The 16,122-nt window shown below is 38.4% G+C and carries 12 protein-coding genes; 4 read left to right on the top strand and 8 right to left on the bottom strand.

The window, feature by feature from the left end:
• Nucleotides 1-280 precede the first annotated feature (280 nt).
• From H4J65_RS01040 to H4J65_RS01060, 5 genes are all read right to left on the bottom strand, one after another.
• Nucleotides 281-619: a hypothetical protein gene (locus H4J65_RS01040; RefSeq protein ID WP_182184747.1), complete on the bottom strand. Its 339-nt coding sequence runs from the start codon at nt 617-619 to the stop codon at nt 281-283.
• An 83-nt stretch (nt 620-702) separates the two neighbouring features.
• Nucleotides 703-1,755, bottom strand: coding sequence for an oxidoreductase (locus tag H4J65_RS01045; protein WP_182194379.1), 1,053 nt, complete (start codon nt 1,753-1,755; stop codon nt 703-705).
• Nucleotides 1,756-2,036: 281 nt separating this feature from the next.
• On the bottom strand, nt 2,037-2,984 hold the full coding sequence (locus H4J65_RS01050) for a class I SAM-dependent methyltransferase (RefSeq protein WP_182194382.1): 948 nt from the start codon (nt 2,982-2,984) through the stop codon (nt 2,037-2,039).
• 1,187 nt (nt 2,985-4,171) lie between these two features.
• Entirely contained in the window at nt 4,172-5,335 is a 1,164-nt protein-coding gene (locus H4J65_RS01055) for a murein transglycosylase domain-containing protein (protein WP_182194386.1), read from the bottom strand.
• 334 nt (nt 5,336-5,669) lie between these two features.
• Nucleotides 5,670-5,975 (bottom strand): DUF2007 domain-containing protein, encoded by a 306-nt coding sequence (locus tag H4J65_RS01060; RefSeq protein ID WP_182184743.1) that lies wholly within the window; start codon nt 5,973-5,975, stop codon nt 5,670-5,672.
• 633 nt (nt 5,976-6,608) lie between these two features.
• Between H4J65_RS01060 and H4J65_RS01065 the strand changes: the two genes are divergently transcribed.
• Genes H4J65_RS01065 through H4J65_RS01075 form a run of 3 tightly spaced genes read left to right on the top strand, consistent with a single transcriptional unit; the run spans nt 6,609 to nt 9,847 of the window.
• On the top strand, nt 6,609-7,418 hold the full coding sequence (locus H4J65_RS01065) for an ABC transporter ATP-binding protein (protein WP_310649895.1): 810 nt from the start codon (nt 6,609-6,611) through the stop codon (nt 7,416-7,418).
• Complete coding sequence (locus H4J65_RS01070; RefSeq protein ID WP_182194390.1) at nt 7,418-8,128, top strand: ABC transporter permease; 711 nt, start codon at nt 7,418-7,420, stop codon at nt 8,126-8,128. The genes H4J65_RS01065 and H4J65_RS01070 overlap by 1 nt, the downstream gene beginning before the upstream one ends.
• Entirely contained in the window at nt 8,129-9,847 is a 1,719-nt protein-coding gene (locus H4J65_RS01075; protein WP_259367464.1) for a GldG family protein, read from the top strand.
• 49 nt (nt 9,848-9,896) lie between these two features.
• Here H4J65_RS01075 and H4J65_RS01080 read toward each other — a convergent pair whose 3' ends face one another.
• The 3 genes from H4J65_RS01080 to H4J65_RS01090 form a co-directional block, all read right to left on the bottom strand.
• The gene (locus tag H4J65_RS01080; protein WP_182194393.1) at nt 9,897-12,110 is read right to left on the bottom strand and encodes a DUF3488 and transglutaminase-like domain-containing protein; all 2,214 of its coding nucleotides are present in this window, start codon (nt 12,108-12,110) and stop codon (nt 9,897-9,899) included.
• Nucleotides 12,111-12,117: 7 nt separating this feature from the next.
• Nucleotides 12,118-13,197, bottom strand: coding sequence for a DUF58 domain-containing protein (locus tag H4J65_RS01085; RefSeq protein ID WP_182194397.1), 1,080 nt, complete (start codon nt 13,195-13,197; stop codon nt 12,118-12,120).
• A gap of 134 nt (nt 13,198-13,331) precedes the next feature.
• On the bottom strand, nt 13,332-14,261 hold the full coding sequence (locus tag H4J65_RS01090) for a MoxR family ATPase (protein ID WP_182194401.1): 930 nt from the start codon (nt 14,259-14,261) through the stop codon (nt 13,332-13,334).
• 476 nt (nt 14,262-14,737) lie between these two features.
• Between H4J65_RS01090 and H4J65_RS01095 the strand changes: the two genes are divergently transcribed.
• Nucleotides 14,738-15,817 carry a succinylglutamate desuccinylase/aspartoacylase family protein gene (locus H4J65_RS01095; protein ID WP_182194404.1) on the top strand — a complete coding sequence of 360 codons (1,080 nt, stop codon included), beginning with the start codon at nt 14,738-14,740 and terminating at the stop codon, nt 15,815-15,817.
• The last annotated feature ends 305 nt before the right edge of the window (nt 15,818-16,122 follow it).

Here is a 16,122-nt window from a genome sequence, read left to right on the forward strand (position 1 = left end):
TTGGCGCTGCAATGAGAAAGTTAGTACAGATTTGTTTTGGGGTGTTAAAGCACCAAAGCGAATACCGATCTCAAGCAATTTAAATGAGTGTTTGAAATCGGTATAGAGAGATGGTATCTACATTGGACAAACGTTTAGCAGCCAATTAACATAATAGGTCAACCGACATCTGCAGCGGCATATTTTTTTATCAGCATTTATGCCAATAACCGTTAAATTTCATTTAACCTGATGGACTGAAGTCCAACCTACATGGAACAAAAACTTAGTAAGCTTAGTGTTACTCAGTGCCCGCTTTTAACTCTATAGAGATAACTTTTGGCCAGATATAAGAAAAAAGCCAATTTACGAAGAAATAAACCACAAGCAGTACAACAATACGAACGTCTGAGTCATAGCCGCTAAATTCTACCAGTTGCTTACCCGTAAGCATTAAAAATATTAATGTCGCTAAAAAAATAGCAAACCAGATGCTTTTGGATTTTCCTGTTGAAACACAAAGGCTACCGCAGCTTTTACACTTTACCTCAGAGAGTCCAAACCGTTTAAGTGGTAATAACTTGTTTACATCACTTTTTGAAATAAGTGCATTTTGACAATTTGGACAAAGAATATTCATTTTAAACCTTACAGCTATTTCAGCAGAAAAATATAGCTGGCTAAAGTAAGCGACACAGCCGCAAAAAACAAATTTTATTTGTCCTATTTTAATCCTTCATAGTTTTTAGCTAGAGATATCATCATTTTTTTACCACTCTCACTGCTTATTTCCGCTAATTCAAGTATCTTTAAAACCTCTACTGCATCAGCTGGATTAATTGGATTACAACCACCTAACTTTATAGCTTGAGCAATTTCTAAGTAGTATTGCTTGTAGCAACCCTGCTCAGTTTCTATCGCTGTACTCGAAAACTCAGTGTATAAACGACCATAGTTTTCCTCATTTTCGACACCATACAAGGAATTTACTGGGCTTATACCCTTTTTTAATTGCTCTTCTTGCGGGTCAAAACCATATTTAATGAAACTTCCTTTTGTTCCTTCAATACGAAAGCGCATATTGGGAGCCGCGGAAAATGAACTTGCATGGAGAACAACCTCAAGATTTTCATAATGAAGTTGCACGTGAAAATAGTCAGTGGTTTGAGAGTTTGCTCTTAATGGTAAACATCTTGCCGTTAATGCTTCAGGCAGACCAAAAATATTGATGGCTTGATCCACTAAATGCGAGCCTAGATCAAACCATATTCCAGAGCCCTTTCCTGCTTGTTCTCTCCACCTTTGCCTAACGGTAGGGCGAAAACGATCATAATGAGATTCAAAGTATCGAACATCTCCAAGTTGATTGTTTTTTAAAAGCTTTTTAACCGTTAAAAAATCCCCATCCCACCGCCTGTTATGAAAAACAGACAGTAATAACCCCTGCTTTTTAGCTAAGTCTACTAGCTCCTGCGCTTCTACACTGGTGGTAACCATAGGTTTTTCTATAACGACATTAATGCCATGTTCTAAGCACAATTTTGCCAATGAATAATGCACATTATTTGGCGCTGTGATGACAATTAATTCAAGGTTTGCACTCGTTATTAACGCTTGTGCCGTATCAAAAATGGCAATATTAGGATGTTGCTCCCTTACTAATTCTTTTTGAGAACTATTTATCGCGACTAACTCCATATATTCTGATGTTTCTATCAGGGGAATATGAAATGTTTTAGCTGAATATCCGTATCCTATTACACCCACTTTTATCATGTAAAAATAACCTGTTTTTATGACCAGATGAATTTGTTGAAAACTAAGATTTTATTAAACATCATTCTAAAGTTTTTTGCCAAACTCAAGAGAAACGCCTTAGTACCACCATCCCATTGATGATTCATAATAAAATAAGCGGAAAACCCATTAGACAGATTCCCCTTGTTATACACATAATTTTATCGACGGCTGTCCTCATCTATTTTGGCAGTACAGCGAAAAAATAAAATTGTTTATTTGGCCACAGTTTTTTGATCTCTGCGCTAGCGATACATAGCTTAAATCTTTTCAAATACTGTCACTCTGAGCTTTCGATCGACATTCTCATCAGGAAAGTCACACTCACTGGTAAATCGATCAATCATTTTCAAGGTATGAGTCGATGCGGTAATAATTTCGGCATCTGACTGATCCCACGTTGCATCAAAGCGATGAAACATGCAAATCAACCAGCCTCCTGGGTTTAAAAGCTTTGAGCATAGACTGACCAATCTCGCAAAGTCTTGCCCTTTAGGTTGATGCTCTGAATGAGGTGACTTATACACTTTTGGTGGCGGATCTAAAATAATCCCGTCGAAGGTCTGGCCACGCTTTATTGCTTTAGGCAAATGCTTATAGATATCACCCTGTATAAAGCTGCGCGTGCCAAGGTCAAGGCCATTTTTTTTGTAGCTTTTTTCGATACGGGGTAACAAGTCTTTCGACTTATCCAAATGAATAGCGGCTTTTGCACCACCTTTTAAAGCAGCGATACCTAGACTACCAGTAAATGAAAATAAGTTGAGAACACGGCGACCCTCACTATGATCAGCTAACCATTTGCGCACTGGACGCGCATCAAGATACAAACCGCAGTTATGCATAGCATCCGGAAGTAAACTGTAATAAATACCATATTCTTTAACAAATTCTGGAGCGTCGGAAAAATCACCATATAGCGCAAACATTCTTTCCTTCAACCGTAATCCAAGTAATTGATCACCTTTGGCTAGAATTAGTGTAAAGGGAAAGTGCTGTAGCAGTGCATCTTTAATCGCATCAAGATCGTCACGAATATCCTCTTTATATTCAACCACAGCCATAGTACCGAATTTTTCAATAACAACACTTTTTGCGCCTTCAGCGTAACCATGAAAAACACGCCAACAATCAAATTCATCAGACTCATGTAAAACTTTTCGATCATTCCATGCTTTTGCGATTAAATCATGCCAGTTAATTGTCAATTCTATGCCCTGCCCGTATGTGTTTTTTAGTCTTGATTCCCACCTGAAATAAAAGGATGCGGGGACTCTAACTTATTGAGCTAGCATTATAACGAACCATAGCTTGTGTTAATACTGATATCCACACAGAAACAAAGTTCCTGTAAAGACTCTCTGTAAAAACCCTGCCAAAATACATAATTTTCACATACGTCTTACTAAACTAGTGATAATAACCTGTGATAAATAGTTGGCTATTCATATTTGGCCCATGACAGTAATCACTGGCTTTAAGGTTGACGGACTAAAGTCCGACCTACAAAAAAACACCTAACGCTACATAGTCGCTCGCAGGCACTATGTAGGTTGGACTTCAGTCCATCAAGTTAAATGAAATTTAACGGTTATCGGCACAAATACCGAGTGACAAAAGCAATACACAGCTGCAAGTTTTTTTTGACCTATGACAGTAATCACTGGCTAAACGGTTGACGGACTAAAGTCCGACCTACAAAAACGCCTAACGCTACATAATCACTCACAGGCACTATGTAGATTGGACTTCAGTCAATCAAGTTAAATGAAGTTTAACGGTTATCAGCACAAATACCGAGCAACAAAAGTAATACACAGCTGCAAGTTCTTTTGGCCCATGACAGTAATCACTGGCTTGACGGTTGACGGACTAAAGTCCGACCTACAAAAACGCCTAACGCTACATAGTCGCTCGCAGGCACTATGTAGGTTGGACTTCAGTCCATCAAGTTAAATGAAATTTAACGGTTATCGGCACAAATACAGAGTGACAAAAGTAATATACAGCTGCAAATTTTTTGGCCCATGACAGTAATCACTGGCTTGACGGTTGACGGACTAAAGTCCGACCTACAAGAAACGCCTAACGCTATATAGTCACTCACAGGCACTATGTAGGTTGGACTTCAGTCCATCAAGTTAAATGAAATTTAACGGTTATCAGCACAGATACCGAGTGAGAAAAGTAATACACAGCTGCAAATTTTTTTGGCCCATGACAGTAATCACTGGCTAAACGGTTGACGGACTAAAGTCCGACCTACAAAAAAACACCTAACGCTACATAGTCACTCGCAGGCACTATGTAGGTTGGACTTCAGTCCATCAAGTTAAATGAAATTTAACGGTTATCAGCACAGATACCGAGTAACAGGGTTGCACAACAGCGCTATTTACAAATAGGTTTTTTCAGCTTTAGTTACCTTCTCTAAATAACGACGAGATTCTACCTTTGGGTGCTTTTTAGTCAGCAGATAATAAACCACTTTAGGCGATTTAGTATTGAGTACTTTCATCGCGGTTTTACGATTACCATGAAAGGTTTTTAATACATTGCCGCTGCCGCCATTGTAAGCTGAAATAATGGCGTAATGACGACTGGTGTCATTACTAACATCTTTTAAATAACTGTTATTGAGAATGTGTAAATAGGCTGAACCAATATCAATATTAAACGCAGGATCAAAGAGTTGCTGCTTGCTTGGCATACCTTTTTTCTTTTTAATACGTTGAAAAACATCAACTCCAGCGGTACTAGGCACAACTTGCATCAAACCATAGGCATTAGCGGTACTTACAGCAAATGGATTAAAACTACTTTCAGTTTCAATAATGCCATAGATCAGCTCTGGTGATATTTGATAACGATTAGCCGCCGCAAGTACATGCTTACTGTATTTTTGTTCACGTAAGTGTTGATGTTTTTCAACCATTTTAATGCTAACAGCATAAATTTGTTTTCGATTTTTTTTGTATTTCTGTAAATTAAATTCTGTTAAATACTTAGAAAATCGATTAGCACGCCATGAGTATTGAATAGGCTTATTGTCGCGATCAAGCACCTGTTGGTACAAATATGGTGTGCCGGAGAGTTGTGGCGCTTCGCTTGAAAATATATCAGTTTTTCGAGGATCTGATGTTGCTAATAAAGTAGTCACAATGGCACGCTGTAAATTGTGCAAGGTTTTAGCCTGAGACTGAGCCGCTAAAGTTTCGATTAAAATGCTGCCTTTTTCAAAGTCAACAATGGCACGCGCTTGGTAGTCGTTAGTATATTTAACCAGTTTTTTATTGCTCGGTATTTGAGGCTTAGCTTCGCCCCATAAGTCACCTATATGCTTACTTAACTCTTTAAGCAACACTTTGATATTGTTGATATCTTGCTGAATAAGTCGATTAGTTTCAACTGTTTGATGAGCAATGGTAATAAGATCAGTATCGTTAGCATTTATTTGTTTAATTAAGCTTTCAGCACTACGAATTGAACTGAGGTTAGGTATGCTCTTACAACTGATTAAACTTATGACTATAAATAACAACAACACTTTTTTAAACATTAAACAACGACCTTTAGTTTATTTGCTTGCCACATAGCACTATATAGATTCATCTGCTGTAAAGTACAAAATAGCTTAATAATATAAAGCGAATGCTTTGCACTATACTTTTTGTGACCTTTATCAAACGAGTTGGACTCACTGTACTAGCGGTAAATGCAACACTTATTACAACGGGGTTCATTAAAAGAATGTTGGTTAGTTCATGGTAATTTGACCAAGTCAATTAACCTTATTAAAAAATAATTTGCCGCAATTAAACCAAGTAGCTCGCTATTATTAACCTTTGCTGTAAGTTGAAATCTAGAGCTGTGCTCTACCTCATGGCGTGTTGTTATGAGTTTTCAGACGCGCAATTCCAACATATTTCAAAAGACGGGGCATTTTTCTCTGAGCAGTTTGTGCAGGTCCAGTCCTCGCCATCAATGTCACTCTGTGATGAGTCTAATATTTCTGTCGCACGTTCCAAGTCGACATCATCTGTAACCCAAACTTCAGGCCAAGAGTCGAAAGCGGAGATTTCTCCTATAGCGCCCTGAGAAAATTCATTTTTAATAAATGTGCTTATTCCTTGTGCTTCAATAAGGTTTTTAATATTGCTAACCAGTAAAAGACTTTCGTTGGAATATACTATTTTCATAATTAAATTCACCTAAGCATTTAATCAGAGAAACTTCCCTCTGATTTATTTTATATATTAATAACAAAACTTTGCCAGTATTACCAATGCTCGCTTATAGATAAACTAGCTATTTGTCTTATTTTTCACCTCAAAAAGAAATAATAGCTAACTGTCTATAACAACAATGACTAAAATTGGATAAGATGAAAAAATCACTTTTTATAGATAATATTGCCAAGTGAATGTACCGCCAAAATCATGCAAAAAAATCTTGATACTTATATTTAGTAAATAGTAGCAAGGTGTTGTTTATAAAACACTAAAACAGTTTGTTCGTGCTACACTGCTTTAGTGTTTTGTATTGGTTAACCGCGTTTTTTGACCGCGCTTTATTAATGCTATTTTACTAGTGGCTAAGTCTAACTATGAGTATTCTTGCTGTTTTACCTCACTATAATGTTGTAAAACACGCGCAGTGAAAAAATAGCTTCAAACTAGTGGCTGGCGCTTATATTGACCTAAGTATAAAAACTAGCAGACATGAGCAATGTCATAGATAATCTGTGTTAACAATAATATTTATGATCAAATATTTATGATCAAATAATATTGAAGTCAGATTTATTAAGCGTAATTATAAAAGGCTATTGAGTGAGTATTTTAACAGTTGAGCATATCAGTAAAAACTTTGGCGCACTGCAGGCGGTACATAATGTGAGCTTTGAAATTAACCAAGGCGATATTGTTGGCTTTTTAGGTAAAAATGGCGCGGGTAAAACGACCTTAATGCGCATGATAACCGCTTTTCTTGCCCCCTCTTCTGGCAGAATTTTCATTGATGGCGACGACATTACTAAACACTCGTTAACTATCCGGCAAAAAATTGGTTACCTACCCGAAAATCCGCCTTTGTATACCAATATGACCGTATTGCAGTATGTAAAGTTTGCGGCTGAAATAAAAGGCGTTGCCGCTAAAAAACAAGCTGTTCAGCTCGCTAAAGTATTAGAAGACTGCCAATTAGACCAGGTTAAACACAAAACCATCTCAACCTTATCTAAAGGCTATAAACAAAGAGTGGGTATTGCTCAAGCGATTATTCATGAACCTAAATTACTTATTTTAGATGAACCCACCAGTGGCCTTGACCCCATGCAAGTTCAACAAGTATTAGCACTTATTAACAACCAAAAAGAACAAAGAACCGTGTTACTGAGCACACATACCTTGCCTGAAATTGAAAAAATAGCCCAACGTATTTTAATGATTAAATCTGGGCAACTTATTATTGATCAGTCATTACAAACCTTACTAAAAGGCAATATAAATAACACTGATAAAAACAGCCAAGCTCAAGCATTAACCTTAGAGCAAATATTTTTTAACCATCACCAAGAGTCAGCACCTGTCTCATCAAAAAACCCCATACAAACGCCAAACCAAAATGTAAGTAATTACTGATGAATAAAATTATCGCACTGACCAAAAAAGAGCTACATAGCTACTTTAGTAGCCCTGTGGCCTACATTATTCTCATTGCTTGTTTGTTATTATTTAATGTGCTTTTTTATATGTTGATAGAGCAAAATAGAGAAGTGTCATTACGAGACATCTTTCAAGTGATGGAGTTTATGTTTATTTTTATCATCCCTTTATTAACCATGAAGTTATTTGCCGAAGAAAAAGCTAACGGCACCATGGAGTTTTTGCTCACTGCCCCCTTAACACCGAGTATGATCGTGTTAGGTAAATACTTTAGTATGCTAATTTTTTACTCACTGTTAATTAGCATCACTGGCATTTATTATTTTATTGTTGAGTATTATGGCAACCCCGACCCTGGCAGTATTTTATCGGGTTATGTGGGTATTTGGTTAGAAGGCGCACTTTTCATCGCCATAGGTTTACTGACCTCGTCGTGGACACGAAATCAAATTATTGCCGCGATGACCTCGTACCTGATCCTATTCTCACTGTATTTTTCAATCAGCTTTACCAAGTATTTCACTGGCTTTGCAGAAAACTTTTTGATCCAACTCAGCACGCGTAGCCATCTTGAAAATTTCGCTATGGGTATTATCACGGCCAGCGATGTTGTCTATTACTTAGCCGGCATTGTGCTCTGCTTGATATTAACTGGCTTGAGCATCAACCATAGGTTGTGGCAATAAATGATGATTAAAAACAATAAAACTTTACTACTTAAAAAGTTATTACCTACGTTGATTGGCGCAGCGCTCTTGCTATTTATATTAGGTTTAGCGTTATTTTATATTGATGCGCAATTTTCTTTGCTGTCATTGAGCCTTGCTAGTGGCCTTACATTAGGCGGCGGCATAGCATTTTTAGTTTTGCTCAAGCTTAACAGTCAGCTTAATCAGACTGACGCTAAGGCGATAAAGGCGGCATTCAACGCCACTAATTCAACTGATACTAATCAAGGCAAGGCTAAGCCCCGTTTTATTAGCCCACAAGGAAAAAAAGTCTGCCTTATTTTTGCTATGATTATCGCGAGTATAGGTTTTCTGGCTATCAGTCATCATGCGGCCAATAGCATAACCACGCGATGGGATGTCACGGCAAGTCAACAACACACCTTAACTAAAAACACTATCGAGTTTATTAGCACACTGAAAGAAAAAGTTGAATTAACCGCGTTTTATGTCGGTTTGCCACCAAAATATTTACAAGATTTATTTAAGGAATATGAAAGGCTTTCTGCTGGCCTGATCAGCACGCAAATAATTGACCCAATAGAGAATATTTCATTCGCCGCTAAGTTTGGCAATGTAGTCAGTGGCGCCGAACGTAAAGTTATTGTCCAATCAATTAATGGCCGAAAAGATGTTGATTTTAGCGATGACGCACTGACAGAAGAAAAACTCACTAATGCCATTGCCCGCGCTAGTAGCCCGCCAAGACAGCTTTACTTTCTCACTGGCCACGGTGAATATTCACTGAAAAACACTGACAATGTCGGTTTATCGACCTTTAAACAGTTATTGGCTGATAACAATATTAACAGTAAACCACTGATGTTAGGTATAACTCAGTCGATTCCTGCTGATTGCGATGTGCTGGTTATTGCCGGTGCTCGCACTGAACTTACAACACAGGAAGATAAGTTAATCATTGATTATTTAAGCGCCGGTGGTGATGCCTTATTTCTGGTTGAACATACCAGAGTTACCACGCCTGATAAGCCACTAACCGCAGAACAGCTAGAGCAAAATCCGTCATTAAATAGCATTATTAATCAGTGGGGACTTAAGGTTAAATCCGACATTGTGGTTGATTTAACCAACCATGTCGGTAACGATGTTGGCAGTCCTGCCACCAAAAACTACCAAAAGCATAAAGCCATTACCCAAGGTTTAGATTATACCTTTTACGTTAGGCCGCGCTCCATTGAGATGTTAGCCCAACGTCGCCCAAGTATTAAGTTAGCGGTTATTGCCGCGACGGCATCAACAGAAAAAAGTTGGGCAGAAACTAACCGAAATTTAGCGATTCAATATGATCAAGGCATAGACACCCCTGGCCCAGTGCCCATTTCTTATGTAGTACTTGAAGAGCATAAAGAGATAACTGCTAGCCCGAATAAAGTGCAAGCGCCTCGTTCTGACACTCGAATGATTGTTTTTACCGATGCAGATTTCTTAACCAATGTTTATATTAATCAATACAGTAATGCCCAAATGGGGCTAAATATTGTCAACTGGTTAGCTGAGACAGATTATCAGACTTTTTTAAGTGCGAAGGTTATAAAAGTTGAACGCTTAGATTTAACCAGTAAACAAAAACGTCAGGTCATGGTGATATTATTTTTCAGCCTATTTTTCTTTGTTATTGTTGGCATAGTGGTTTGGTTAAAATCAAAACAGCATTAATATTAGCTATTGCCTTTTAACATTAGCCGTTAACATTAGCCAATGAATACTAGCCAATGCCCAGCTTGGCTAGCCATAATTGCCAACGCAGTTGCCGATAGCTAAGTTGTAGTTTTATTAACTGCTTAGCACGCTCTTGTTGGTTAATATCATCAGCAAAATTTTGATAGCTTAGTTGTGCAAAGCCGTTTGATATAGCACAAAAGTTCGCTGACAACTCAGGTCGAGCTGTAGCAATAACATCAGCAAACTGTTGCGCGGTCATCGACCTTGCTTTGACCAATTGATGCTGCGCCATTAATTTTAAGGTTTTTAAATACAGGGCTTTAATTTTATCCTCAGCTTTCCCTTTCGCCTTGCCCTTAACAACTTTATAGCCATAAAACAGCAAGGTGGCACCAGCTAATATCAGCAAAAAATATAAAATATTTTTACCCTCCTTTAAACTCGCTAACAGCTGCGCCATAACACGCGATTGCTTTTCGCCCGTATAACCAATAACCCAACGTGTCCATTGATAGTCAATGGCGTCAATTTGCATTTTAACTTGCTTATACCACCACATGGCGTGTAATGGTTGCAGCGAAAAAAGTCCGGAAGATAAATTATCATACTCCTGCATTAAGCTAGTCGAAAATCCCCTTTCAACACGTTCTGGATCAACCGCTGCCGTTGGGTCTATGCGCTGCCAACCGCTGTTAGGTAACCAGACCTCAGACCAAGCATGGGCATTGCGCTGATAAACACTTAAATAATTTCCACTGAGATTGAACTCGCCGCCTAAGTAACCAACCACCATGCGAGCAGGAATGCCGGCAGCACGCATTAAATAAGTAAAGCTACTGGCATAATGCTCGCAAAATCCCGCCCGAGTGTCGAAATAAAACTGGTCTAAACTATTATTATTCAGCCGAGGCGGCTGCAAGGTGTAATAATAGTTTTCTTCATTAAGTTCAGTTAACACCTGATTAATTAACTGCCGGTCATCAGGATACTGCTGACGCAATTGTTGGCCTTTAGCGAGCAATTTAGGGTTGTTGTCAGTGCTTAATAGCAAATTTAAAGCACGGGTAGCATCAGGCAATGTCGCTGACATTTTGGCTGCTGGATAACTGGTGACTTGATAACTTAATGTTTGACTAATAATACCGCGATAAAACAAAGCAAAGTCATCACGCTGACCAATATTGCCTTGCTCACTAGTGGCAAAGTCGAGCGCAAATAACCAAGATTGAAAGCTAGGCTCAGCAATCACCTGATAGCTTAATCCTGTGCCACGTAATTCAATATCGGCTGAACTGTTCGCCTGCTCCAAGGTAGCTGAACCATAACTACTTTGAGCATTTTGACCACTTTGACCACTTTGACTATTTTGACTTAGGTCTCGACGGCTTTGTCGCCAAGTTACCCCGTCAAAATCATCTAATACCATCGCCCGCCAATACAGCTGAGCATGTTCAGGGTTACTATTTTGGAAACTGACACGAAACGCCAATTCATCCGACAAAGCTAATTGCGCAATATCACCAATTTTCACACTATCTGACAGCCCAACTTTTGCTGATTCAACACTTGGCACTTGCCAAAACGGACTTAGCTTGGGAAACCCGACAAATAACGCCACCGCTAAAGGCACTGAATATAAGCCGAGTTTAGCGACTAATTTAGCTTGTGCCAATACCGCCATTGTTGGTGCAAATAAGTTAAGTAGAATCATTAAATTGCCAAAAACCAAAACAATAACAGCCAATGAAAAATAAATAGATTGAATAAAAATTAATGAAGAGGTGGCAACAAAAATGCCTAATACCACCAGTTGATATAAATCTTTTCGCCTCGGTATTTCAAACATCTTTAAACTATAAGCGAAGCATAATAAATGCATCATGCTCAGCAAAAGCCCTAATGTTTGCCCCGCAACAGCGATAGCCACACTACCTGAAATAGCCAATAGTAGCATCAACCAAGGCGGTAATATTTTAGGTCTTACATAGCTTTTTATCGATTGGCTCAGCCTTGATACCAGAGCGCCTTTGCGAGCAATATTCAAATGCACAATAAACTGCAACGCCAAGGCAAAAGTGGCAAACAACAAATATAACAAGTGCAACTGTATAACTAAGGTTGCAAGGTTAAGTAGCTGAAAAATTAATAAACAAAAATACATTTGACTAGTAAGTTTTAGATCATTATTTTCACTAGGATTTTTACTTTTTCTGGGCTTAAATTTTTGTTTAAAACTGGGTTTAATTATGTTTTTCATCATGCACTCAATAACGTGCCAATGCGGTTAAGCATTTTAAGGTATGTTGTGCACTATGGTCATACTCAACCACTTGGTCGGGGAGTTTCAATGAAAAGGCAATTTGCTTAGTGCTACAGTCTTTAATTGCATAACTTAACCAACTTAAACGCTGTTCAAGTGTGCCGTTTGGCAGGCGCTCAAAGTCTAACTGCAACTTGCCTGATAGGGCTTGTTGATATTGTTTTGTTAACCAACCTTGTCCTTGTGCCACATGCTTCCATGCCACACGACTCAAGGGTTCACCCAGTTGATAATGTTGCAATTGGTGAAATTCATCTTGGCCCGGTTGAAAACTGTCTTGATAACTTTCAAGGTTATTTTCCGCCACTTCAATCGCCAGATTTTGTTGCTTAACGGTCCAAACATTGGCAATAGGCTTTGGATAAGCGGTAACTTGCTGAGCAAAATCTAATCGGGTCCAAGCTTTAAATAACCCAAAGCCAAATTCGCTGATAATTAACACTCGACCCAGTGGGTATTGGCCTCGTTGACAAACTCGATAAGGTATCCGAATGTTGTTTTCACCTATTTCGAGTTGTGCCAATGTTGTTTTGCTAAGCGCACTGTTGCTTGGTTTACGCTTGCTTGATTTATTTTCGTCCACGCTGTGATCAATTACTTGTTCGGTCTTTACCCTTGCTTGATCAAAAGAAAAACTAATAGTAAAGCGCACTTTTTTACTGGTGATCACCAGTGGAAAATACAGCGTTGAATCCACAAAACCTTGCAATGAATTTGTCGCTTTAAACTGTAAGCCAGAAAGATTAAAAAAACTATGGTGCAAAACCACAATGAAAAAACTAACTAGTAAATAGCTGATTAATATAATGACATTATTCTGATAATTGGTGCCCAGTAAAAACAGCAACAGCATAAACATTAACAAACCGGCACCAAAACGTGTGGGCATAATAAAAATATTACGATGATTAATTTGTTGTCGGCTGGCTTGTGGAATTCGACGAGTTAGCCAAGCATTAAAGTACTTATGCAGTACGCTTTTCAAGCTAGCGATTATCGACCCTGAGCTTATCGAAGAGAACACGGTGTTTTTTCCTTTGCTTAACAACTAACGCCCCCTTTTCACTCGATGGCAATCACTGAACTTCGTAACTAAAATTAATAACTTAACATATTAATTTTAAAATATTACTAAACGCTGTGATTTAAATTACAGCCTTAAAGCAACGGATTAGTCGGGTCAACCTGCGACAATATTTGCTGAGAAATTTCATCCGTTTGCTCAAACATATGATGTTGTTGTGGCGCTAGTCTATGTTCACATACTGGGGAGAATACCGCTTGAATATCTTCGGGTATAACATAATCACGATTTTGAATAAAAGCCCATGACTTTGCAGCTGCCAGCAATGATTTTCCAGCACGCGGCGATAACGCCTTAGCTTGCGACTCACTTTGTCGGCTCACTCGGCATAGTGCAATCACATAATCTACAATAGCAGGCGCAACACAAATAGTCGCAATATGCTGTTGTATTTCTCGTAATTGCTCAACACCAAGAAAAGGCTTAATAGCCATGACATCGCGGTGTGATGTTACTGATTGTAAAATTTTACGTTCGGCATCTATGCTAGGAAATCCTAAAGAAATTCGCATCATAAAACGGTCTAATTGCGACTCTGGCAACGGATAAGTGCCCGCATGTGACATGGGGTTTTGTGTCGCTATAACAAAAAATGGCTCAGGTAATAGATGGGTTACACCGTCAACACTCACTCGTCCTTCCTCCATAGCCTCTAGCAAAGCGCTTTGGGTTTTAGGACTGGCGCGGTTCACTTCGTCAGCTAACACCACTTGATTAAATATTGCGCCCGGATGTAATTGAAATAACTTTGTCGCTTCATCAAAAATAGCAATACCAATAACATCGGCGGGCATCAAATCTGAAGTAAATTGAATACGTTGATATGACAAGCCTAAAGTTAAGGCTAAGGTGTTAGCTAAGGTGGTTTTGCCCATACCGGGTAAGTCTTCAATTAAAATATGGCCTTTAGCAAACAAACACGCCAAGGCTAATTTCACTTGATGGGGTTTGCCAATAACGACAGATTCAATTTGAGCCAAAACATTGGCAACCACAGTTTGCATACTTGTCGTTCCTTCTTATTGAAACATTAGCATAATTAATTATTCAACGAATACCAAGTAAAATAAACCCTCATTAGATTATGTGCACACTAGATACAGCAGTAAGTGAAGGAGTAAGTGCAGTAATAAAACCCTGAAAAATAGTATTGAAATCAAAAAAGCTGTCATTGGCCAAAAAATAGCGCAAAAAAACGCCGCTTATTTGACCTTAGTCAACAAACGACAATATGGCCTTGTGGCATGCTAGCCAAATGTGTAAATCGAGACAGTAAATAAGCATGAACTTTCTCTTGATATATCGCTATTTTTTAGCTCAGTTGTGCTTTCACTCTCGAATATAGGTCGAGAATAGTGGCCTAATAATGGTCGAATCATTCTTGCATCATTTTCGAATAATGGTCGAGTTTACCTTTATCATTAACAGCAACTGACTCAACAAACATGCGCGATTATAGGTCGCATTTCGGAGATAAGTTATGGATGTCGATTTTAGCGAAATAAGCTATTTAGTTAACCCATCTAGTCTTACATTACATGCCGATCATCAGCAGTTTTTGTTATCGTTAATTGGCCCTACCGTTATAGATATCCATGGCGAAAACAATAATGAATGGCGAGTTATTTCAACATTACTACAGGGTAATGAAGCTTCAGGACTGATAGCCATACATAGATGGCTCACCACAGGAAATAGATTACCTCGACCTAAAACGAATATTCGCATTATTATTTCATCTGTTGAAGCGGCTACTTATCAGCATTTATTTCATCACAGATACCTGCCCGAGGGCATTGATTTAAATCGCTGTTTTAACGAAAAAAGCATTCGAGGCGGTATTGATGGAAAAAATAAAAATATTGACGGCTATATTCAACGAGCGAAATTAATAGAAAATGCCATACGCGAGGTTAACCCTACAGCCATTATTGATTTACATAATACTTCAGGTAATGGCCCTGCCTTTGCCGTCAGTACGCTGATAAATCCCAATGTGTTGTCGATTACGTCTTATTTTTGCGATACCTTGATTTTATCTGATATTAGCATTGGCGCTATGATGGAGCTGAATTTCTCCTGCCCTGTAGTTACGATTGAGTGTGGTGGTAGTTTTGATGACCAAGCGCATGATGTTGCTTATAATGGTATCAAAAAATTTACCCTTTGCGATGGCCATTCTACTTTACCACAAGATAAGGCCGTGCAAATTCTTTACAAACCTTTGCGTTTAGTCATTAAAGCAGAGCGCAAACTATCCTTTAGCAAACGTGACGAAGGCTATAGTGGCGTAACCTTGCGACAAAATATTGAACAATTTAACTATGGTGGATGCTGTGAGGGGCTGCTATTAGGCTGGCTTGATGATAAGGGTTTAGAAAACCTTGAAATGTTAAACGACCAAGGCGTAAACGTGATCGAACAGTACTTTAAAATGGTTGATAATAAATTGCTCTGTGCAACCAACTTGAAAATGTTCATGGCGTCAAATCAAAGCCATATTGTCCGTTCTGATTGCCTATTTTATGTTGTAAATAGCGTCAATAATTACCTTTCATAGCTAGCTTTATTAAAAATAAGGCAATAATCACTAGCCAATAACTTTCAAATAACGCTCAAATAACTATCAGTTTGATTAACGCGATAAAAAGTCAGTTTACGCTGGCTTCATGCAGCGCTATAAAGCCGTTAATGTTTGGCTTGATATTTTTTGATACGCTTAATTCTTTCGCGGCAACACTGATTTCATTTAACCCAAGAGAATAAAGCCTAGCTTACACTGGTTTATTTCTTTAGATTGAACATATCAACAACTCTGATCTTATTGATACTTACCCCATTGATAGACCATTTATATTTTGACCC

The sequence above is a fragment of the Colwellia sp. MB02u-9 genome (genome assembly GCF_014077085.1).
Lineage (GTDB): Bacteria > Pseudomonadota > Gammaproteobacteria > Enterobacterales > Alteromonadaceae > Cognaticolwellia.